Here is a 20,798-nt window from a genome sequence, read left to right as displayed (position 1 = left end):
GTTCCGCTAAACTTCCATCCTGGCCGCTCCTGTAGTGGCCAGTTTTTCATTTTGACACCCTTTTACCCAGAAGCTACCCACACATGACGATAGCAACACCTGCCGCGTCGGCCAGCGACGCCCAAGCGCCTTTCTTGCTGATTGATCAGCTGGTCAAGGAATTCGATGGCGTGCGCGCCGTCGATGGTATTTCCGTGACGATCAACAAGGGCGAGATTTTCGCCCTGCTGGGCAGTTCAGGTTGCGGCAAGTCGACCCTGCTGCGCATGCTGGCCGGTTTCGAGACGCCGACCTCGGGGCGCATCGCCCTGGCGGGCAGCAGCATCGTCGATGTGCCGCCGCACCAGCGGCCCATCAACATGATGTTCCAGTCATATGCGCTGTTCCCCCATTTGTCCGTGTGGGACAACATCGCCTTCGGCCTGCGCCGCGACGGCTTGCCGAAAGCGGAAGTGGCGGCGCGGGTCGAGCAGATGCTGGCGCTGGTGCAGCTGGGGCAGTATGCGAAGCGCAAGCCGCACCAGCTGTCGGGCGGCCAGCAGCAGCGCGTGGCGCTGGCGCGCAGCCTGGCCAAGCGTCCGCAATTGCTGCTGCTCGACGAGCCGCTGGGCGCGCTCGACAAGAAACTGCGCGAACGCACGCAGATGGAACTGGTCAACATCATCGAGCAGGTGGGCGTCACCTGCGTAATGGTCACGCACGACCAGGACGAGGCCATGAGCATGGCCACGCGCATCGCCGTCATGAGCGAAGGGCGCATCCTGCAAGTGGGCGCGCCGGGCGAAATCTATGAAACGCCGAACTGCCGCTTCGTGGCCGACTTCATCGGCAGCGTCAATCTGTTCGATGGCCGCATCACGGAAGACGAACCCGATCACGTGGTCATCGACACGCCCGATGGCCGCCACTATGTCGCGCATGGCATCACGGGCAACCTGGGCATGGATGTCTCGGTGGCCGTGCGCCCCGAGAAAATCGGCATCCAGACCGAACCGCCCGCTTTGGAAGAGCGGGCGTCACCAAAGGAACACGGCTACAACTGCGCCCAGGGCGTGATTGTCGCCATGGCGTATTTTGGCAATGAAACAAGCTACCACGTGCGCCTCGACAGCGGCACGGTGGTGAAAGTCTCGCGCACCAACGCGGCCCGCCACGACGCCGCGCGCCTTGAGCGCGAGCAGCGCGTGTGGGTGTGGTGGGATGGCGCCGACATCGTCGTGCTGACCAGCTGAGGCCATCATGACGTCTATTCTGCAATCGCTGCGCAAGCTCGTCCCCCTGCGCTGGGTCACTGGGCGCAACGCCGTCATCGCCGTGCCGGCGCTGTTCCTGACGGCCGCCTTTTTAATACCGTTCCTGATCGTGCTGCGCATCAGCTTGTCCGACATGGACACGGCGGGCAGTCCGTTCGGCGGCCTGCTGTCGTACGTCGACGGCATCGTCGTATTGAAGGTGAAAATCGCCAACTACCTGTTCATCGCCGCCGATGAACTGTATCTGCTCACCTACCTCAGTTCCATCAAGTACGCGGCCATCACCACCGCCATTTGCCTCTTCATCGGCTACCCGTTCGCCTACTTCATGGCGCGCGCCAGGCCATCGATTCGCCCGGTGCTGATGATGCTGGTAATGCTGCCGTTCTGGACCTCGTTCCTGCTGCGCGTGTATGCGTGGAAGGGCATCCTGGCCAACCACGGCCTGCTCAACGATCTATTGATCGCGCTGGACGTGGTGCAGGAGCCGCTGCACATGATGAACACCTCGTTTTCGCTGGTGGTCGGCATGGTGTACGCCTATCTGCCGTTCATGATTTTGCCCCTGTACGCCAACCTGGTCAAAATGGACGTGCGCTTCCTGGAAGCGGCGGCGGACCTGGGCGCCACGCCCCTGCAGGCGTTCTGGCGCATCACCGTGCCTCTGTCGAAGTCGGGCATCATCGCCGGCGCCATGCTGGTGTTCATTCCCTCCGTGGGCGAATACGTGATTCCCGAGCTGCTGGGCGGCCCGGAAACCCTGATGATCGGCCGCGTGCTGTGGGATGAATATTTCACCAATAACGACTGGGCCATGGCCTCGTCGGTGACGGTGCTGGTGATCCTGCTGATCCTCGTGCCGATGGCCATTTTTAACAAATACAAGACCGACCAGGACGCGGAGGAGCGCACATGAACGGACGTACCTTCCTGCAGCGCTGGTTCGGGCGCGGCTGGCTCTCGCTCGGCTACCTGTTCCTGTACCTGCCCATCATCGTGCTGATCGTCTTTTCGTTCAACAGCTCGCGCCAGGACATGGTGTGGAGCGGCTTCTCGCTGCGCTGGTACCGCGAGTTGATGAGTGACACGGAGATCATTTCGGGCTTCGGCTTGTCCCTGAAGATCGCCTTCATGTCGGCCACTTCGTCCGTCATCCTCGGCACCTTCGCCGCCTTTGCCTTGACCAGCTACCAGCGCTTCCGTGGCCGCACGGTGTTTTCAGCCATGGTCAGCGCGCCGTTGGTGATGCCGGAAGTGATCATCGGCCTGTCGCTGCTGCTGATGCTGGTGTCCATGCAAAAGGTCTTCGGTTTTCCCGAGCGGGGCGTGCTGACCATCTGGCTCGGTCACACCCTGCTGGGCATGGCGTATGCGGCCGTGGTGGTGCAGTCGCGCCTGCAGGAAATGAGCAAATCGCTGGCGGAAGCGGCCATGGACCTTGGTTGCCGAGCGCACCAGGTGTTCTTCCTCGTGACCCTGCCGAACATCACGCAGGCATTGGCCTCAGCCTGGCTGCTGACATTTACCCTGTCGCTCGACGACGTGGTGCTGTCCGCTTTCCTGTCCGGCCCCGGTTCGACGACGATGCCGCTGGTGATTTTCTCTCGCGCGCGCCTGGGACTCGACCCGCGCGTCAATGCCATCGCCGCGCTGACCATCCTCGTCGTGACGCTCGCCGTGATCGCGTACGCTGTGATGCTGGCGCGCGCCGACCGCAGACGCCGCAAGCAGATGTCTGCGCCCTATTCGCTGGACCAGGAGTAAGCTGCTTGTAAACTGACACAGGAGACGACCATGACGGAAAACACCAGTTGGCACGCACGGGCCGCAGAGATCAAGATCGATGGCCGCGCTGTCATCAACGGCGAACGGGTCGCGGCCAGGTCCGGCCAGGTTTTCGACAATCTGTCGCCCATCGACGGGCGCTTGCTGGGACAGGTGGCCCGCTGCGACGGCGCCGACGTGGAGGCGGCCGTGCAGGCCGCGCGCGCCGCCTTTGACGACCGCCGCTGGGCGGGGAAATCGCCGGCGCAGCGCAAGCGGATATTGATCAAGTTCGCCGACCTGGTGCAGAAATACGGTCCCGAGCTGGCCCTGCTGGAAACCCTGGACATGGGTAAGCCGATCAAGTACAGCCAGAGCGTGGACGTGGGCGCCACGGCCAACTGCCTGCGCTGGTATGGCGAGGCGATCGACAAGGTCTACGATGAAATCGCCCCGACGCCCGCCAACAGCCTGGCCCTGATCACGCGCGAACCGGTGGGCGTCGTCGCCGCCATCGTGCCGTGGAATTACCCGATGATCATGGCTGCCTGGAAGATCGCGCCGGCCCTCGCGGCCGGCAACAGCGTGATCTTGAAACCGTCGGAAAAATCGCCATTGACGGCGCTGCGCCTGGCCGACATCGCGCTGGAAGCGGGCGTGCCGAAGGGCGTCTTCAACGTGCTGCCCGGTTACGGCAACGAGGCCGGTGCCGCGCTGGCGCAGCACATGGACGTCGATTGCATCGGCTTTACGGGTTCCACGCGCACAGGGAAATTGATCGTGCAGATGGCGGGCCAGTCGAACCTGAAACGGGCGTGGACTGAGCTGGGCGGCAAGTCCGCCAACATCGTGTGCGCCGATTGCCCGGACCTGGACAAGGCCGTCGCGGCCGCCGTCGGCTCCATCTTTTTCAACCAGGGCGAAAGCTGCAATGCGCCCTCGCGCCTGTTCGTGGAAGAATCGATCAAGGATGAATTTATCGCCAAGGCGCTGGCCATGCTGCCCCGCTTCCAGCCCGGCGACCCGCTCGACGAAGCCACGGTCATGGGCGCCATCGTCGACGCCACGCAGATGAATACGGTGATGGGCTATATCGCGGCCGGCAAGAACGAAGGCGCGCAGCTGCTCGGCGGCGGCGACGCCGTGCGCCTTGATACGGGCGGCTATTACGTGCAGCCGACCATCTTCGGTGTGGACGCCGGCATGACGATCGCGCGCGAAGAGATTTTCGGGCCCGTGCTGTCCGTGCTGGGCTTTACGAATATCGCCGAAGCCATCAAGCAGGCCAATGCGACGCCATACGGCTTGCAGGCGGCCGTGTGGACCTCGGACATCAGCAAGGCCATCCAGACGGCGCGCGCCCTGCGCGCGGGCACCGTGCACGTCAACCAGTACGACGGCGACGATATCACCGTGCCGTTCGGCGGCTATAAACAGTCGGGCAACGGGCGCGACAAGTCGTTGCACGCGCTGGACAAGTACACGGAGCTGAAGACGACGTGGATACAGGTGGGATAGCGGAATTGTTGTCTTAAAAGCCTGGGGCAGACCCGACGGGTCTGACCCAGATTTTATTTGCGGACTAAAGTGCCAATCAGTGGCTCGCCAGGCACAATCAGAAGCAGTGTTCCAGCGCCGGGAAGCTGCCGTCCTTGACGGCCTTGACATAGCCGGTGACGGCGTCGTCGATGCTGGCCGCGCCTTCCATGAAGTTGCGCACGAAGCGCGCCTTGCGGCCTGGGAACACGCCCAGCATGTCGTGCATGACGAGGACCTGGCCCGAACAGTCGGGACCGGCGCCGATGCCGATGGTGGGGATCGTCAGCATGTCGGTCACTTCCTTGCCCAGTTGCGACGGCATGGCTTCCATCAGCACGATGGCCGCGCCCGCGTTTTGCAGCGTCAGCGCGTCGTTTTTCAGTTCGGCGGCGCTTTCCGTGCTCTTGCCCTGCACTTTATAGCCGCCCAGCTGGTGCACGAATTGCGGCGTCAGACCGATGTGGGCGCAGATGGGGATGCCGCGCTCGGTGAGGAAACGGACGGTCTCGGCCAGCCAGGCGCCGCCTTCGATCTTGATCATGTGCGCGCCCGCCTGCATCAGGATGACGGCGTTGGCGTAAGCCGTTTCAGGCGTGCCGTACGCGCCGAACGGCAGGTCGGCCAGGATCATGGCCGACTTGCTGCCGCGCGCCACGGAAGCCGTGTGGTAGGCCAGTTCGGCCACGGTGACGGGCAGGGTGGAGTTCAGGCCGTTGCAGACCATGCCGAGCGAATCGCCGATCAGCAGGATCTCCACGCCGCAGCGGTCCATCAGCGACGCGAAGCTGGCGTCATAGCAGGTCAGCATGGTGATCTTTTCACCGGCGGCGCGCAGCGTGGCCAGGGTATGGATGGTCACGGCCTTGTTGGCGACAGGCTTGGATGGCGCCGGCGCCGGTGTGGCGGCCTTGTCTTTGGCGGCCAGATCTGTTCCTTGCAAATAAGCGGACATAGGTATTCTCTAGAGTGAAAGGGGGGTTATGCTATTGCGACGCCGCTAGTGTAGTACTTTATATGGCGGCGTGCAGGGGCGGCATTGTAGAGCAATGCCGCGTGGCGCTCAGAGCTCGCTGATGGCCTGGTCAGCGACGCCCGCCAGGTAGTGCTGCGCCGGCCCGCGTCCCGGCACGACGATGGCGGGCGCCAGGGCCAGCAGCGGCACCAGCACGAAGGCGCGCTCCGTCAGGCGCGGATGCGGTACCGTCAGGGTGGCGCTGGCGATCTGTGCATCGCCGTACAGCAGCAAGTCCAGGTCCAGGGTGCGCGGGGCGTTGCGGTAGGGCCGTTCGCGCCCGTGCGCCGCCTCGATGGCATGCAGGGCCTGCAAAAGCGCTTCGGCCGGCAGGGTGGTCGTGATGCGCGCCACGGCGTTGATATAGTCGTCACCGCTGGAATCGATGGGCGCCGTGCGGTAGCTGGCCGAGGCGTCCACGAGGGATGCGCCGGGCAGGCGCGCCAGGCGCGCGATCGCATCCTGCACGTTCGCGCGCGCATCGCCCAGGTTGGCGCCGATGCCGATGTAAGCGATAACTTGCATTATTCGCCGCTGGTGCTGCCGGTGGAGGTGCTTCCGCCGCCGGTATTCGATTTGCTGCGCGTGCTGCGGCGTGGCGGGCGCTTTTTCTTGGCGGCGCCCGGTGCGGCATTGGCGCTGACCAGCAGCGCTTCGCGCGTTTCCTCGTCGCCCTCATAAAAGGCCGTCCACCATTCGCCGATGTCCATGTCGATCTCGCCCGAGGCGCAGCGCAGCAGCAGGAAGTCGTAGCCGGCGCGGAAGCGCAGGTGCTCGAGCAATTTGTACGGCGCCTTGCCGACCCGGCGCTCGAAGCGCGGCTGCATCGACCAGATGTCGCGCATGTCGGAACCGATCTTGCGCTGCAGGGCCAGTTTTTCCGTCTGCGAATCGAGCACGTCGTCGGCCGCCAGGTGCAGCGCGGGGATGGTCGACTCGCCGGCGGCGCGGTAGGCCGTCCATTTTTCCAGCACCTGGTGCCACAGCAGCGAGGCAAACAAAAAGCCCGGCGAGACGGTCTTGCCGGCGGCGATGCGCTGGTCCGTGGCGTCCAGCGCCAGGGTGACGAATTTCGCGCCCAGCGGCTGCTCCAGCACCACGTCGAGCAGCGGCAGCAGGCCGTGGTGCAAGCCTTCCTTGCGCAGCTGCTGCAGGCACGCCAGCGCGTGGCCGCTCATCAGCAGTTTCAGCATTTCGTCGAACACGCGCGGGGCCGGCACGTTGTTGATCAGCGGCGCCATGACGGGAATCGGCGCGGCCGTGTGCGGCTCGATGGTGAATTTCAGCTTGGCGGCGAAGCGCACCACGCGCAGCATGCGCACGGGGTCTTCGCGGTAGCGCTCTTCCGGCTTGCCGATCATGCGCAGGGTCTGGGCGCGGATGTCTTCCACGCCGCCGTGGTAATCGAGCACTTCCTGCGTGGCCGGGTTGTAGTACATGGCGTTGATGGTGAAGTCGCGGCGCAGCGCGTCCTCGTGCTGCAGACCGAAGGTGTTGTCGCGCAGGACGCGGCCATGTTCATCCTTGGGCGCGGAGTCGGCGCCGGCGCCGCGGAAGGTCGTTACTTCCAGCAAATCCTGGCCGAACATCACGTGCACGATCTGGAAGCGCTTGCCGATGATGAAGGCGCGGCGGAACAAGCGCTTCACCTGTTCCGGCGTGGCGTTGGTGGCGATGTCGAAGTCCTTGGGTTTGACACCCAGCAGCAGGTCGCGCACGGCGCCGCCGACGACGAAGGCCTCGAAGCCCGCTTCCTGCAGGCTGCTGGTGACGCGGATGGCATTCGACGACACCAGTTTCGGGTCGATTCCGTGTTGCGCGGGACCGAGCACGATGGGGGCCGTGGTGTCGCGCGCTGCCTCTTTTTTAACGCCGAGGATCTTGCGGATGAATTTTTTAATCATTGAATAAGTGGAGTGATGGCCAGCCGTGGAGGGATGCGTGTGCGCTCAAAGCGGTGTTGGGGTTGGTCGCGACCGGGTGGGTCACGACCGACAGCAGGGGAATGTCGTTGTGCGAATCGCTGTAAAAATAGCTGCGCTCGAACTGCCCCAGTTCCTTGCCCATCTTTTCCAGCCAGGCGTGGGTGTGGGTCAGCTTGCCCGCGCCCAGGGTCGGCGTGCCCAGCAGCTTGCCCGTGACATTGCCTTGCGCGTCATATTCGGGCATGGCGGCCAGCAGGTGCTCGACGCCCAGCGCATCGGCGATGGGCTTGGTGATGAAATGGTTGGTGGCCGTGACGATGGCCAGCAGGTCGCCCGCGTCCTGGTGCTGTTTCAGCAGTGCGACGACTTCCGGGCGGATGGCCGGCAAGACCACTTCGGCCATGAATTGGCGGTGCAGCGCTTCCAGGCGTTCGCGCGGAAATTGCGCCAGGGTGCCGAGCGAGAATTCCAGGTATTCCACCGGGTCGAGCGTGCCGGCCTGGTATTGCGCGAAAAATTCGTCGTTGCGGCGGGTGAATTCGGCGGCGTCCACGGCACCGATGCGTACCAGGAATTCGCCCCACTCGTGATCCGAGTCGATGGGCAGCAGGGTGTGGTCGAGGTCAAACAGGGCCAGATTCATCATTCTTTCGCTTCCGCCTGCAGCAACTCGCGCAACAATGGCAAGGTGATCGGGCGTTGGGTTTCAAGGGAGTAGAGGTCGAGAGAGTCCAGCATCGTCGACAGCGAACGCATGTCGCGCCGGAAATGGGACAGCAGATAGGGTAACACGCCCGGCGACAAGGTCAAGCCGCGGGTGGCGGCCGCCTGGGTCAGGGCGGCGATTTTTTCATCGTCCGTCAAGCCATGGATCTGGTAGATCAGGCCCCAGCCCATGCGCGTGCGCAAGTCTTCGCGCACGGGCAGCACGGCGGGCGGCACGGCGCCGCTGCACACCATGAAGGCTTGGTTGGCGCGGATTTCATTGAACAGGGCAAAGGCGTCGATCTGCGCCAGCGGCGACAGTTTTTCGCAGTCGTCGAGCAGGTACAAATCCACGTCGGGCGAATACACGAATTCGGACTCGATCGAGAATGGCGAAATATAGCGCGCGCGCTCGGTGCTGGCCAGGGCCTTGAGCAGGTGGCTCTTGCCGGCGGCCAGTTCGCCCCACAGGTAGGCAAAATGCTCGCGCGAGGTGCGCGCGGCGAACTGGCGCATCAGCTGCGCCACTTCGGCATTCTGTCCCACCTCGAAGGTATCGAGGCTGTGCGCCTGGTCTGTGCCTAAATCGAGCACCAGTTGTTTCATGGCGTACGCCTTGTCCTGTTTTTCATTACTGCTTGTGCGTCGTCGTCGCTGTTATTGGATTTTTATTAATTTAACATTGTAGTCGTATCGAGCGCCTGACAAAAGCGTAGCGAGCGGCAGCGATTTGTAGCCGAGAAGCGCAACCATACTTGAGTACGGTGAGCATTGCCGGCCGCAAAGTGCGACACGCAGTAGCTTATGTCAGTCACCTTGTCACGCATTATAGAAGGTGCTGGACAGGTAGTGGCGTCTTAGATGCTTAAAAGCGACCATCAGGACGGCAGAAGCGGGTAAAGCGAGTAAAACGCCGACGAAACCAAACAATTGTCCGAAGGCCAACAAAGCGAAGATCACGGCCAGCGGATTCAGGCCGATGCGCTCGCCCACCAGGCGCGGCGTGAGGAAAAAGCCTTCGATGACCTGGCCGCAGCCATAGATGACGGCGACGGCGATGACGCCGCTCCAGTCGGCAAACTGCAGCAGGGCGGCGATCAGCGCCAGCACCAGCCCCAGGCCGAAACCCAGGTAGGGAATGAAGACCAGCAAGCCCGTGATGATGCCCACAGGCAATGCGACCTCAAAACCGGCGATGGCCAGCGCCACCGAGTAATACGTGGCCAGCACCAGCATGACGAGCAGCTGGCCGCGCAGGTATTGCGCCAGCAGGGTATCGACTTCCTGCGCCATGCCCACGGTGCGACCGACCCAGCGGCGCGGCACGGCGCCGGCGATGCGCGCCAGCATCGGATGCCAGTCCAGCAACAGATAGAACAGCACCACGGGAATCAGCACCACGGTGGCCAGCCAGCCCAGCACGGCCGTGCCGCCGATGCGGGCCGAGGCGAGCACCGTGCTCCAGATTTCATCGCCGCTGGTGGCCATCTGCTGACTCAGCATGCGCTTGATGCCCGTGCCGTCGAGGCGCACGCGGATGCCCAGGTCGCGCAGTTTCGGCGCCAGCAACTCGTTCGCCTTGCTCAGGAATTGGGGGATTTGCGCCTGCAGCAGGGGGATTTCCTTTTGCAACACAGGCACGACGATCAGCACGAGCGCCGTGATGGCGAGGAAAAACAACACCACGACGACCAGCACGGCCAGCGGCCGCGGCAAATGAAAGCGCTTGTAGTGCAGACGTTGCAGGCGGTCCACGCCGGGATTGAGCACGTAGGCGAGGATGGCGGCGGCCAGGAAGGGCGTCAGGATGGGGCCCAGGCTGACGAGCAGCAGCAAAAATGCCAGCCAGACCGCGATCCAAAATGCTGTCTGCTTCTGTTCGGCGGTGATGGCGAATGGCATGTGGTTTATGCTGTTGCGTTAAAAAAAGGCAGTTAATTACGAAATGGCGGGGCAGTTTGATAAAATAGCGACTTGATCGACCGAATTCACCCGCTGGCGCTTTGCCGCACGATGTTGAAGAACATGGTTGCGCGCGCGTGCCGGCGGGTATCCGCCTTCTATTTTACCGCCTCCGCTGCCACCACACCATGAACCAGACTTCTAATGTTTCCCTTTCCTACCGTGACGCTGGCGTCGATATCGACGCAGGCGACGCTTTAGTCGAAGCAATCAAGCCGTTTGCCAAGCGCACCCTGCGCGAAGGCGTGATGGGCGGCCTGGGCGGTTTTGGCGCCATGTTTGAAATCAGCAAGAAGTACAAGGAACCGGTGCTGGTCTCGGGCACCGACGGCGTGGGTACCAAATTGCGCCTGGCGTTCGAACTGAACCGCCACGACACGGTCGGCATCGACCTGGTCGCCATGAGCGTCAACGACATCCTGGTGCAAGGCGCCGAACCGCTGTTCTTCCTCGACTACTTCGCTTGCGGCAAGCTGGACGTGGCGATTGCCACCGACGTCATCAAGGGCATCGCCCAGGGTTGCGAACAGGCGGGTTGCGCGCTGATCGGCGGCGAAACGGCGGAAATGCCGAGCATGTACCCGGCCGGCGAATACGACCTGGCAGGTTTTGCCGTCGGCGCCGTGGAAAAATCGAAAATCATCGACGGCACCAAGATCGCCCCGGGCGACGTGGTGCTGGGCCTGGCCTCGTCCGGCGTGCACTCGAACGGTTACTCGCTGGTGCGCAAGATTATCGAAGTGGCGAAGCCGGACCTGGAAGGCGACTTCCATGGCCGTAAGCTGGCCGACGTGCTGATGCAGCCGACGCGCATCTACGTCAAGCCGCTGCTGGCGCTGATGGACGCCATGGAAGTCAAGGGCATGGTGCACATCACCGGTGGCGGCCTGGTGGAAAACATCCCGCGCGTGCTGCAGTCTGGCCTGGTGGCTGAGCTGGACTCGAAGGCATGGACCATGCCGCCGCTGTTCACATGGCTGCAGCAGCATGGCGGCGTGGCTGACGCCGAAATGCACCGCGTCTTCAACTGCGGCATCGGCATGACCGTCATCGTTTCGCCGGAAAACGCGGACGCCGCTATTGCCCAACTGCAAGCGGCTGGTGAAACTGTTTCGCGCATCGGCACCATTCGCGCCCGCGTGGGTGACGAGCACCAGACGATCGTAATCTGAGCGTTACTGGCGCTGAGCGCATGTGAGGCAAGGTATTCTTGCCTTGCCTCACACTGGCAGGAAAGAAAAGCAGGCACGCTGTCGAGTGCCTGCTTTTTTTATGCCGCTGCTGGCGTCACGCAAACAGGCGGATGTACGATTTGGTCAGCGACGGCGCGCGTACTTTTTCCCATACGCCATCCCCGCTATTGCTGTCGCGCTCACCCTTGCCGTTGGTATTGCCTTCGATTGTCATGATCGCACTAGCTAGAGAAGGTTGATCCTTGATGACCAAGCCAATATGTGAAAAGTCGTAGACAACGAAATCGCCCGCCCTGGCGGCTTCAGTTTCTGGTAATAGCTCGATGTTTTTCTGTGCCGCCCACTTTTCCCAGCCAAATGCACTGGCGTCACGGCAGCGCCATTTTTCGGCAGCGTTGACGGAATCGATGCCCAAGGCGTCACGCACGCTTTCTTCGTGCAGCCACTCGCGCATGAGCCAGGCTGTAAAGGCTGCGCACCAAGGCCAGGCACCCGGCATCATCCAGGTCGCTGACTGAAACTCTTCGATCCGCTGTCCGGTGTTATTGATGGGGCCTTCGCGCACCCCTTTTTCTTTACGTGCAAGAAAAATGAGTTTTTCTATGCTTGTGTTCATGATCGCGTCCTTTCGTGAAATTGCATACCAGCGCAGGTTCGCTATTGGAATCCATTATTGATAAGTTTTTCTCCGACTAAATATGCGGAAGTAAAGCGTTCCAGGCCATTGCTGCCATTATTAACCTGCTTTCTGGCTAAAATAAAGTTGTGTTGCAATAATGCTTGTTTTATTTTTATTTGTTTATCCGCGAGAAAAAGAGCCAGGATATTGGCCGCACATTCGGGCATATTCGCACGCTCGGGCGCATTCAGTAAATCTTGCGATGGCGTCAAACGCGTTCCATAGTGTGCATAATTGTCGCGACCTGTTAATTGGATGAAGCCACGGCCATGAAAGCGGTCGCCGTCGGGCGGCCCCTGATTACCCAGACTTTTTTTGTAGTCATACAAATCGTAGGGCCGTCTGGAAGAGGGGGAGGTGTTGTATCTGGAAATGCCTTCATCGACAGGCAAGAATGCTTCTGTTTCTGCACGGATGGTGGCTAACGCGGCCAATACCATGATTTTGTCTCCCAGGCCATGATTGCCCAATGCATCGAGCACAGGCGGCAGATAGCGCTTGATGTTATCGATGCGCGTATCGGGAAACATCTGGCTCACCACTTGGACTGAAACTTGTGCCCTGACGTCAGGCAAGTCATCGTTGTCGCACAGGTCAAGCAATGACAAGGTACGGGGGCCAGCTTCGCCATCAATGAGCAAGCCCTCGCTTTCCTGGAAGGCGGCTACGGCGGCGGCCGTTGCCTGCCCGAACATGCCATCTTGCGCACCGGGATTGAACCCGCGTTCCGCCAGAGCCGATTGCAGGGCCACAACATCGCTGCCACTGCTATTGATTTTCAATAGACTTTTTTTCATTACCCCTCCTTATTAAAATTATTTCCTGCCCGAGTAGAAAATTACGTATGATTATTTTTAATTGGCAGGGGGCCTGGAGTTCTGTTTTTTTTGTCAGGGCATGCGTTATTAAATTCGGAAGGTTATGGTAGGTCCTGCTGGTCCTGGTGGTTTGATGAATATCAAATGGACCTGTTTTTATAAAAAATCCTTTCCGTGAAAATAAGAAAGTTTTTGAATGAATATATGTTCTGGTGAGTTGGCTTGCAGTAAATGTGCTGGCGTGTATGATTATATGGAGGCGTCCATGCAGAAAAGCAGGCCTCTCTGCAGGACCTGCTTTTTTACGTCCAGCTCCAGCTTACCTCGCGTGCGCCGGCTTCATGCGGCCGTCGGGCTGCGAACCGCCCTTGCCGATCATGGCCACGCTGACGGCCGAGACGAGGGAGGCGAACAGGATGTAGCCGACGATGTGCCACGGCTCGCCATTGCCCGTTTTGAGCAGGTAGGTGGCGATGATGGGCGTCAGGCCGCTGGCGAAGATGCCGGAGAACTGGTAGACGAAGGAGATGCCCGTGTAGCGCACCCTGGCGTCGAACAGGTCGCAGAACAGGGCCGCCTCCGGGCCGTACACGGCCGAATACAGCACGCCCAGCGGGATGATCACGGAACACCACAGCAGCAACGGATTGTCGGCGTGATGCAGCATGATCCAGAAGGCGGGGATGGCCGACACGCCCGTGATCAGCGAACCCCAGAAGAACACCTTGCTGCGGCCGATGCGGTCCGACAGGCGGCCGAAGAAGGGGATGCAGAAGCACATCACGACGGCCGACGCCATCACGCCCATCAGCGCTTCCGTGCGGGCGATCTTGATGGTGTTGGTCAGATAGGTGATGGAAAAGACGCCGAAGATATTGAAGAACACGCCGTCGATATAGCGCGCGCCCATGCCTTTTAATACATTGCCCGGATAGCGTTTCAGCAGGTCGAAGAACGGAATCTGCGTCTCCGCGTTCTTTTCCTTGACGGCCTGGAATTCCGGCGTTTCCATCACGTTCAGGCGTATCCACATGCCGATGAAGACGAGGGCGGCCGATAAAATGAAGGCCACGCGCCAGCCCCAGGACAGGAACTGCGCGTCCGTCAGGCTGTAGGACAGGATGGCCACCACGCCGGAAGCGAGGCACAGGCCGATGGCCAGGCCGATCTGCGGCAGGCTGGCGTAGAAACCGCGCTCCTTCGGCGGCGCATATTCGTACGCCATCAGCACGGCGCCGCCCCATTCGCCACCGAGGCCGATACCCTGCAGCACGCGCAGGAACAGCAGCAATCCCGGTGCCCAGTAGCCGATGTGGTCATAGGTGGGAAGCACGCCGATCAGGAAGGTGGAGACACCCATGATCATCAGCGTCATCACCAGCATGCTCTTGCGGCCGATCTTGTCGCCGAAGTGGCCGAAGATTACCCCGCCGATGGGGCGCGACAAAAAGCCCACGGCGAAGGTGCCGTAGGCCAGCATGGTCGAGACGAGCGGATCGCCGCCCGGGAAATACAGCTTGCTGAATACAATGCCGGCCACCACGCCGTACAGGAAGAAGTCATACCATTCGATGGTGGCGCCGATCACGCTGGCCATCACGACTTTCCGCAGCTCTTGGGCCTTTTTCGGATTGTTCGTATTGTTTTCCATAATATCTAGTCTCCAATCGATATCGATTATGTGTTTGATGCCTGGCTTGTCGCCGGGTCATTGGGGGCGGGGCCGTCTGTCCGCCGCTAACATCCTCCTTGCCGGGAATGGGTGGGTCAGGCCGCCTGCGGCAGGCGCACGGCGTCCGCCAGGATCATGTCGGCCGCTTTTTCGGCGATCATGATGGTGGGCGCGTTCGTATTGCCCGAGACGATTTCCGGCATGATCGAGGCATCGACCACGCGCAGGTTCTGCATGCCGTGCACGCGCAGGCGTGCGTCGACGACGGCCAGTGCGTCATGGCCCATCTTGCAGGTGCCGCTGGGGTGATAGATGGACTGGCTGAAGCGGCGCGCCGCGTCCAGCAATTCCGCATCCGTCTCGAATTGCGGGCCGGGCACGAACTCGGAAAGGATGTGCGGCGCCAGCGACGGCGCGGCGGCGATCCTGCGCGCCACGCGCAGGGCGGCAATCGCCGTCTGCTGGTCGCGCGGGTCGGACAGATAATTTGGATAAATGCCCGGGTAGGCGAGGGGATCGCCGGACTTGATCGATACGTGGCCGCGGCTGTGAGGGCGCAGCTGGCACACGGACGACGTAAACGCGGAAAACGGATGCGCGCCTTCGCCGGGCTTGTCGGCGCTCAGCGGCTGCATGTGGAACTGGATGTCGGGCCGCGCCACTTCCGGCGAGGATTTGGTAAACACCGTCACCTGGCTGGCCGCCAGGGTCAGAGGCCCCGAGCGCGAGAACACATATTGCATGCCCACCCACAGCCTGCCCCACAGGCTGTTGACTTCATCGTTGAGGGTTTTCAGCCGGGTCTTGAAGACGAGGCGGATTTGCAGATGGTCTTGCAGGTTCTGTCCCACGCCGGGCAAGTCGTGCACGAGGGGCACGCCCACTTCCTCGAGCAGCGCGCGCGGCCCCACGCCCGAGCATTGCAGGATTTGCGGCGAGCCGATGGCGCCCGCGCATAAAATCACTTCGCCGCTGGCGCGCGCCTGGCGCAACTGGCCATTCTGCCGGAACTCGATGCCGACGGCGCGCTTGCCCTCGAACAGCACGCGCGTGATTTGCGCCCGCACTTCCACGCGCAGGTTGGCGCGCTTGCGGGCAGGGCGCAAAAAGGCTTTCGCCGTGCTGCAGCGCAGGCCCTTGCTGGCCGTCTGCTGGAAGTAGCCGACGCCTTCCTGCGTGGCGCCGTTGTAATCGGCATTGAAGGGGATGCCGCTTTCCGTGGCGCCGGCAATGAAGTGTTCCGCGATGGGGCGGCGCAGGCGCAGGTCCGACACCTTTAACGGACCGCCCACGCCGTGGTAATCGCTGGCACCGCGTTCCTGGTCTTCCGATTTTTTAAAATAGGGCAGCACCTCGGCATAGCTCCAGCCTGCATTGCCCAGCTCGGCCCAGCGGTCGTAGTCTTCCTTCTGGCCGCGCACGTACAGCAGGCCGTTGAGCGAGCTGGAGCCGCCCAGGACCTTGCCGCGCGGCCATTGCAACTGGCGCCCGGCGATGCCGGCGTCCGCTTCCGTGCGGTAGCACCAGTCCAGCTTCGGGTCGTGCATGGTCTTGAAATAGCCGACCGGCACGTGTATCCAGGGATTGTTGTCCTTGCCGCCCGCTTCCAGCAGCAATACCTGGTGGCTGCTGTCGTGCGACAGGCGGTTGGCCAGCACGCAGCCGGCGGAACCGGCGCCGACGATGATGTAGTCATATTGTTTTTGCAACATTGTGCTTGTCTCCTGCGTTGCGGTATCTCAGCCGCCTCGATGGGCGTTTTTTGCGATACACTGGTCTTTATTGATTATTTTTGGAACGTCTTGTTCCATTTATAAAAGACGTGCAGCACCGGGACAAGCGGAAACCACCGCATACGCGAGAGGTGAAACAGAACATGCATGATGCGTTTCAAAAACGGCAGGCTGGGGCCGACGAAGACCGCCCGGCGGGCGGCGTGGTGGCTGCCCATGCGGCGGCCAGCCATGGCGACGAGGCGCGCGGCTTGCGCGTGCTGCGCCTGATCGAGCATCTGGCCAGCGCCAGCCAGCCCTTGACCCTGTCGCAACTGGCGGCGCGCATGCAGGTGCCCAAGGCCAGCATGATGCGTCTGCTCGATACCCTGGAGCAACATGGCTACGTGCTGCGCACGCCCGTCGGACGCGGCTATGTGCCTGGGGCGGCGTCCACCAACCTGGCGCTGGCGACCCTGCGCAACAACGCCCTGATCCGCGTGAGCCGCAGCATTTTGGGCAGCCTGGTGGCGGCCACGGGCGAGACGTGCAATCTGGCCATTCCCGAGGGCAATGCGGTGGTGTATGTGGACCGGGTGGAAACGCAGGAAGCGCTGCGTTTGCACCTGGTGCTGGGCACGCGCGCGCCCATGCATTGCACGGCGAGCGGAAAACTGTTCCTGGCGCACATGACCTTGCTGGAGCGGCGCGCATTGCTGGCCATGCTGACCCTGCAGGCGCGCACGCCGAAAAGCATCACGGACCCCGTGCTGCTCGAGCGCGAGATCGTGCGCATCGCCCGGCTGGGCATCGGTATCGATGACGAGGAATTCGTGCACGGCATGGTGGCAGTGGCCGTGCCCATCTGCGCGGCCGACGGGCGCATCGTGGCGGCCGTGGCCTGCCACGCGCCCGTGGCGCGCAAGTCCGTGGAGCAATTGATGCAACATGTGCCGCAGCTCAAGGAAGCGGCCGTGAAACTACGGCCGCTGCTGCTGGCAGAAACGGTTCACAACACCTAACAAAACCGTAGCGAGCGGATGTGAGTCGTGACCGAGACGCGCAGCTGTGCTGGGCACGGGGCCGCCGAGGCAGTGAGCATCGCAGGCCGCGACGCGCGACACGCAGTAGGTTTGGTCAGGTGGTTAAGGCTTCAAGACCTTCGCCACCTTCGCCGCCCGCAAGCGGAACGCATCGGGCATGCCCGAGCCCAGCAGCGGGCGCAGATACAGCCGGAAAGCATCGGTGACGTCCGTGCCGCTGGCGCTGATGAACTCGTCTTCCATGGTGCGCGTCCTGCCCGCCACGTCCGTCAGGGGCAGCAGTTCGTAGTCGACGGAATAAAAGCCCGTGCGCTTGATGGCGACGGAACCGTCGCGCTCGCCCCACATGGCGAACTGCACCGCTTTTTCGCCCACTTCGCGGGCTTCGCGCTGGTCGACATCAGAGACGCAGCCGATGAAGGAGCGCTGCAGATAGCCGAAGGTATCGCCGCGCACGCGCTTGATGCCGAGCTTGGCTTTGATTTCATCGCACAGCAGGTCGGCCAGCGCGCCCGTGCCCGACAATTGCACGTTGCCGTGCGCATCGCGCTCGACTTCGTTGCCCACCTGCCTGGCCAGCAGGCTGGCGATCGGCTCGCCGGACGCATCGTGGATGCCTTCCGAGACGGCGATCACGCAGCGTCCGTACTTGGCATAGGTGGCCTTCACGTCGGCGAGGAATTGATCGAGCGCAAAGACGCGCTCGGGCAGGTAGATCAGGTGCGGGCCGTCGTCCGGGAACTTCTTGCCCAGCGCCGAGGCGGCCGTCAGAAAGCCCGCGTGACGGCCCATCACCACGCCCACGTAGACGCCGGGCAAGGCCGCGTTGTCGAGGTTGGCGCCGGCGAAGGCCTGCGCGACGAAACGCGCGGCCGAGGGAAAGCCGGGCGTGTGGTCGCTGCCCACCAGGTCGTTGTCGATGGTCTTCGGGATGTGGATGCAGCGCAGCGGATAGCCGGCCTTGTGCGCTTCCTCGCTGACGATGCGCACCGTGTCGGACGAGTCGTTGCCGCCGATGTAAAAGAAATGCTCGATTTCGTGCGCGCGCAATACTTCGAAGATTTGCTGGCAATAGGCAATATCCGGCTTGTCGCGCGTGGAACCGAGGGCCGAGGACGGCGTGGCGGCCACCAGTTCCAGGTTATGGCTGGTTTCCTGCGTCAGATCAACAAACTCTTCATTGATGATGCCGCGCACGCCGTGCAGCGCGCCATACACGCGCGTGACGTGCTGAAAACGCCGCGATTCGAGCACCACGCCCACCAGCGACTGGTTGATGACGGCGGTGGGGCCGCCTCCCTGGGCGACAAGAATTTTTCCAGACGGCATGAGATTTCCTCGGAAGTGGCACGGCCCTCCAGCCTACTCCTTTTTGGCCGGGGCGTTGTCTTTTCCCATATGCATCAACAGCGCCGGCGTGCCAAGTTATTGACGGTGGCTGCCTGGCCCGATATTGCGGTCCAAGAATGTCTCCACGCGTTGCCAGAAATCGTAGCGGGTGGCCGGCAAGGCCCAGCCGTGGCCTTCCGTGGCGTATTCGACCCATTCCACCTGCGCGTTGGTCTTGCGCACGGCATCGTAGAACTGGCGGCCATGGGGCAGCGGCACGCGCTGGTCGGCGCTGCCATAGGCCAGCAGCAAGGGTTGCGTGATGCGCGCCGCCTGCTGCAGCGGCGAGGTGGCCCGGAACTGGGCCGCATCCTTGACGGGGTCGCCGATCAGCACGGGCATGCCGTATCGGCGGTAGTGTTCGGACACGTCCGAGTAGCCGCCCCAGCTGCCATTGCGCAGCAGCTCGATGTCGGTGACGCCGGCCCAGTCGATGCCGCAGCGGAACAGGTCCGGATCGTTGATCAGCCCCATCAACGCGGCATAGCCGCCGTAGCTGGCGCCGGCGATGCAGATGCGTTGCGGGTCGGCGAGGCCTGCGGCAATCGCCCAGCGCGCGCCATCGGCGATGTCGTCCTGCATTTTCAACCCCCATTGCTTCCAGCCTGCCTGGAAGTGATGCTGGCCATAGCCCGTGCTGCCGCGGTATTCCGGTTCCAGCACGACATAGCCGCGCGAGGCCAGGAATTGGCTCTCGGCATTCCAGTTCCAGCTGCCGCGCATCCAGGGACCGCCATGCACGAGCACCACCATGGGACGTTTTTTTGCCCCGCCATTGGGGATGGTCAGCCAGGCGGGAATGTCGAGGCCATCGCGGGCCTTGTAATGACGCAAGTCCTTGTTCGCCATTTGCGACGGCAAGATGGCGGGACGTGCGCTGCCCAGCACGCTCAAGCTGCCCGTCTCGCTGTTGAACAGACGATAAGTGATCGGCATGGTGTCGGAAACGCTGCGTACCAGGATGAAGGGCGTGGCCGAACGCCAGCCGGTGGACAGGCTGTTGACGCTCGTGGGCAACAAGGCATTCACCTGCTTTTGCATGGCCTGCATTTTTTCATCGAACCACTGCGTGGTTTGCGCATCGGTTTCATAGCGCAGACCCAGCAGGCGGCCGCTGCCGCCCAGCATTTCCACCTGCACGTCGAAGTCGGGCGAGGCGGCCAGGGGCGCGTCATCGAAACGGTTTTTTTCCAGGTCGTAGCGGTACAGGGCCAGCTTGTCGCCGCCATGGCGGGCATGCACGTACAGCGCGCCATCCGGCGCGAAGAAGGCGGGCGTGAACGCATCCTTGCCACCGCTGTAGGCGTCGAAGCGGGCCAGCGTGCGCCACGGCGCTTCGGCGCTGTCGCGGTAATGGATTTCTTCCTGGGCGCCGTTGCGTACCTGTGCGACGCGCAGCTGGCCCTGCTTGTCGAACAGCCAGTTGCGCGTGCCGGGCGGCTGCGCGATGGTTTTGACGATGCCGGTACTCGTATTGAGGCGCAGCAACGCCAAGTCATTGACTTCGCCAGGGCGCGTAAATTCGGGTTGGGTGACAAACACGTCGTCCGATTGCTGGTCGCCAATACTTTCAAGCAGGAACGTATTCCATGGCAGCAACAAGATGGCACGCTTGTTTTGCCGTACATCGGTGCGCGTGACCAGTTGCCGGTAATTGCTGCCGTCGGCGTTGACGGCGTACAAACCGGGGCCGTAGCGCAGCGCGCCCTGCGCCAGTTGCCGGTCCGCCAGGTCGAAGACCAGGCGCTGATCATTTACCCAGCGAAAGTCATTCACGTCGGCATCGCTGAAAAACGCCACCACCTTGACCTGCATGCTCGCCAGGTCCAGCACGGCCAGACGCACGCGTTGCCCGCCAGGCGCCACGCGCACGGCCAGGCGGCGGCCGTCGGGAGAAAGGATGGCGCCGCTGAAGGAACTATTCTCGAAAAAACTTTCGATGGGAATCCGTGTGCCCGCTGCGGCCGCTGGCGCGGCATCGGTCGCCCATGCGGCTGGCGCCGCGGTCAACATGCTCAATGATGCGAGTAGTACAACTGCCCAATGTCTGCTAAACATGTTTCCCTTGTGGAAATTATCTTAATGCAACATATTATCATTAAAGTAATATCGGTCAACGTGTCTCGCAGTGG

General features: G+C 62.2%; 18 protein-coding genes. 6 read left to right on the top strand and 12 right to left on the bottom strand.

Translation table 11 applies throughout. The features are described 5' to 3' along the window. Nucleotides 1–83: 83 nt before the first annotated feature. Genes AC07VI_RS05395 through AC07VI_RS05380 form a run of 4 tightly spaced genes read left to right on the top strand, consistent with a single transcriptional unit; the run spans nt 84 to nt 4,535 of the window. Complete coding sequence (locus tag AC07VI_RS05395; protein ID WP_086145913.1) at nt 84–1,232, top strand: ABC transporter ATP-binding protein; 1,149 nt, start codon at nt 84–86, stop codon at nt 1,230–1,232. 7 nt (nt 1,233–1,239) lie between these two features. Continuing rightward, the gene (locus tag AC07VI_RS05390) at nt 1,240–2,169 is read left to right on the top strand and encodes an ABC transporter permease subunit (RefSeq protein ID WP_086145912.1); all 930 of its coding nucleotides are present in this window, start codon (nt 1,240–1,242) and stop codon (nt 2,167–2,169) included. Beyond that, on the top strand, nt 2,166–3,017 hold the full coding sequence (locus AC07VI_RS05385; RefSeq protein WP_086145911.1) for an ABC transporter permease: 852 nt from the start codon (nt 2,166–2,168) through the stop codon (nt 3,015–3,017). The genes AC07VI_RS05390 and AC07VI_RS05385 overlap by 4 nt, the downstream gene beginning before the upstream one ends. A gap of 30 nt (nt 3,018–3,047) precedes the next feature. Continuing rightward, nucleotides 3,048–4,535 carry an aldehyde dehydrogenase gene (locus tag AC07VI_RS05380; protein ID WP_492996020.1) on the top strand — a complete coding sequence of 496 codons (1,488 nt, stop codon included), beginning with the start codon at nt 3,048–3,050 and terminating at the stop codon, nt 4,533–4,535. A gap of 97 nt (nt 4,536–4,632) precedes the next feature. Here AC07VI_RS05380 and panB read toward each other — a convergent pair whose 3' ends face one another. The 6 genes from panB to AC07VI_RS05350 form a co-directional block, all read right to left on the bottom strand. Continuing rightward, nucleotides 4,633–5,508, bottom strand: a complete 876-nt coding sequence (gene panB / locus AC07VI_RS05375; protein WP_172404750.1) for a 3-methyl-2-oxobutanoate hydroxymethyltransferase — start codon at nt 5,506–5,508, stop codon at nt 4,633–4,635. Nucleotides 5,509–5,616: 108 nt separating this feature from the next. After that, the gene (gene folK / locus AC07VI_RS05370; protein WP_086145909.1) at nt 5,617–6,093 is read right to left on the bottom strand and encodes a 2-amino-4-hydroxy-6-hydroxymethyldihydropteridine diphosphokinase; all 477 of its coding nucleotides are present in this window, start codon (nt 6,091–6,093) and stop codon (nt 5,617–5,619) included. Beyond that, a complete protein-coding gene (gene pcnB / locus AC07VI_RS05365; RefSeq protein ID WP_086145908.1) occupies nt 6,093–7,472 on the bottom strand; it encodes a polynucleotide adenylyltransferase PcnB in 1,380 nt (459 codons plus the stop codon). The genes folK and pcnB overlap by 1 nt, the downstream gene beginning before the upstream one ends. Continuing rightward, the gene (locus tag AC07VI_RS05360) at nt 7,465–8,136 is read right to left on the bottom strand and encodes a histidinol-phosphatase (protein WP_086145926.1); all 672 of its coding nucleotides are present in this window, start codon (nt 8,134–8,136) and stop codon (nt 7,465–7,467) included. Before AC07VI_RS05360 ends, pcnB begins: the two co-directional genes overlap by 8 nt. Next, nucleotides 8,136–8,804, bottom strand: coding sequence for a DnaA regulatory inactivator Hda (gene hda, locus AC07VI_RS05355; RefSeq protein ID WP_086145907.1), 669 nt, complete (start codon nt 8,802–8,804; stop codon nt 8,136–8,138). The genes AC07VI_RS05360 and hda overlap by 1 nt, the downstream gene beginning before the upstream one ends. Before the next feature lie 213 nt (nt 8,805–9,017). Further along, entirely contained in the window at nt 9,018–10,100 is a 1,083-nt protein-coding gene (locus AC07VI_RS05350; RefSeq protein ID WP_099374091.1) for an AI-2E family transporter, read from the bottom strand. 188 nt (nt 10,101–10,288) lie between these two features. Between AC07VI_RS05350 and purM the strand changes: the two genes are divergently transcribed. After that, the gene (gene purM / locus AC07VI_RS05345) at nt 10,289–11,332 is read left to right on the top strand and encodes a phosphoribosylformylglycinamidine cyclo-ligase (protein WP_086145905.1); all 1,044 of its coding nucleotides are present in this window, start codon (nt 10,289–10,291) and stop codon (nt 11,330–11,332) included. Between the two features lie 115 nt (nt 11,333–11,447). On the opposite strand, the gene AC07VI_RS05340 is transcribed toward purM, so the two are convergent. From AC07VI_RS05340 to AC07VI_RS05325, 4 genes are all read right to left on the bottom strand, one after another. Beyond that, nucleotides 11,448–11,969, bottom strand: coding sequence for a CHAP domain-containing protein (locus tag AC07VI_RS05340; protein ID WP_086145904.1), 522 nt, complete (start codon nt 11,967–11,969; stop codon nt 11,448–11,450). A gap of 41 nt (nt 11,970–12,010) precedes the next feature. Then, the gene (locus tag AC07VI_RS05335; RefSeq protein ID WP_086145903.1) at nt 12,011–12,829 is read right to left on the bottom strand and encodes a peptidoglycan-binding protein; all 819 of its coding nucleotides are present in this window, start codon (nt 12,827–12,829) and stop codon (nt 12,011–12,013) included. A 340-nt stretch (nt 12,830–13,169) separates the two neighbouring features. Continuing rightward, a complete protein-coding gene (locus AC07VI_RS05330) occupies nt 13,170–14,501 on the bottom strand; it encodes an MFS transporter (protein ID WP_086145902.1) in 1,332 nt (443 codons plus the stop codon). A gap of 116 nt (nt 14,502–14,617) precedes the next feature. Beyond that, complete coding sequence (locus AC07VI_RS05325; protein ID WP_492996015.1) at nt 14,618–16,234, bottom strand: GMC family oxidoreductase; 1,617 nt, start codon at nt 16,232–16,234, stop codon at nt 14,618–14,620. 164 nt (nt 16,235–16,398) lie between these two features. Between AC07VI_RS05325 and AC07VI_RS05320 the strand changes: the two genes are divergently transcribed. Further along, nucleotides 16,399–17,256 carry an IclR family transcriptional regulator gene (locus tag AC07VI_RS05320; RefSeq protein WP_086145924.1) on the top strand — a complete coding sequence of 286 codons (858 nt, stop codon included), beginning with the start codon at nt 16,399–16,401 and terminating at the stop codon, nt 17,254–17,256. A gap of 123 nt (nt 17,257–17,379) precedes the next feature. Here the strand turns inward: AC07VI_RS05320 and AC07VI_RS05315 are convergent, their stop codons facing one another. Together AC07VI_RS05315 and AC07VI_RS05310 are read right to left on the bottom strand one after the other, a co-directional pair. Beyond that, nucleotides 17,380–18,606 (bottom strand): 6-phosphofructokinase, encoded by a 1,227-nt coding sequence (locus tag AC07VI_RS05315; protein ID WP_086145901.1) that lies wholly within the window; start codon nt 18,604–18,606, stop codon nt 17,380–17,382. A gap of 96 nt (nt 18,607–18,702) precedes the next feature. Continuing rightward, complete coding sequence (locus AC07VI_RS05310; protein WP_226935444.1) at nt 18,703–20,679, bottom strand: alpha/beta hydrolase family protein; 1,977 nt, start codon at nt 20,677–20,679, stop codon at nt 18,703–18,705. Between the last annotated feature and the right edge of the window lie 119 nt (nt 20,680–20,798).

Source organism: Janthinobacterium sp. GW821-FHT03A03 (assembly GCF_059421435.1).
The sequence above is the reverse complement of the archived record's forward strand: the minus strand, read 5'-3'. Positions and strand labels throughout refer to the sequence as shown.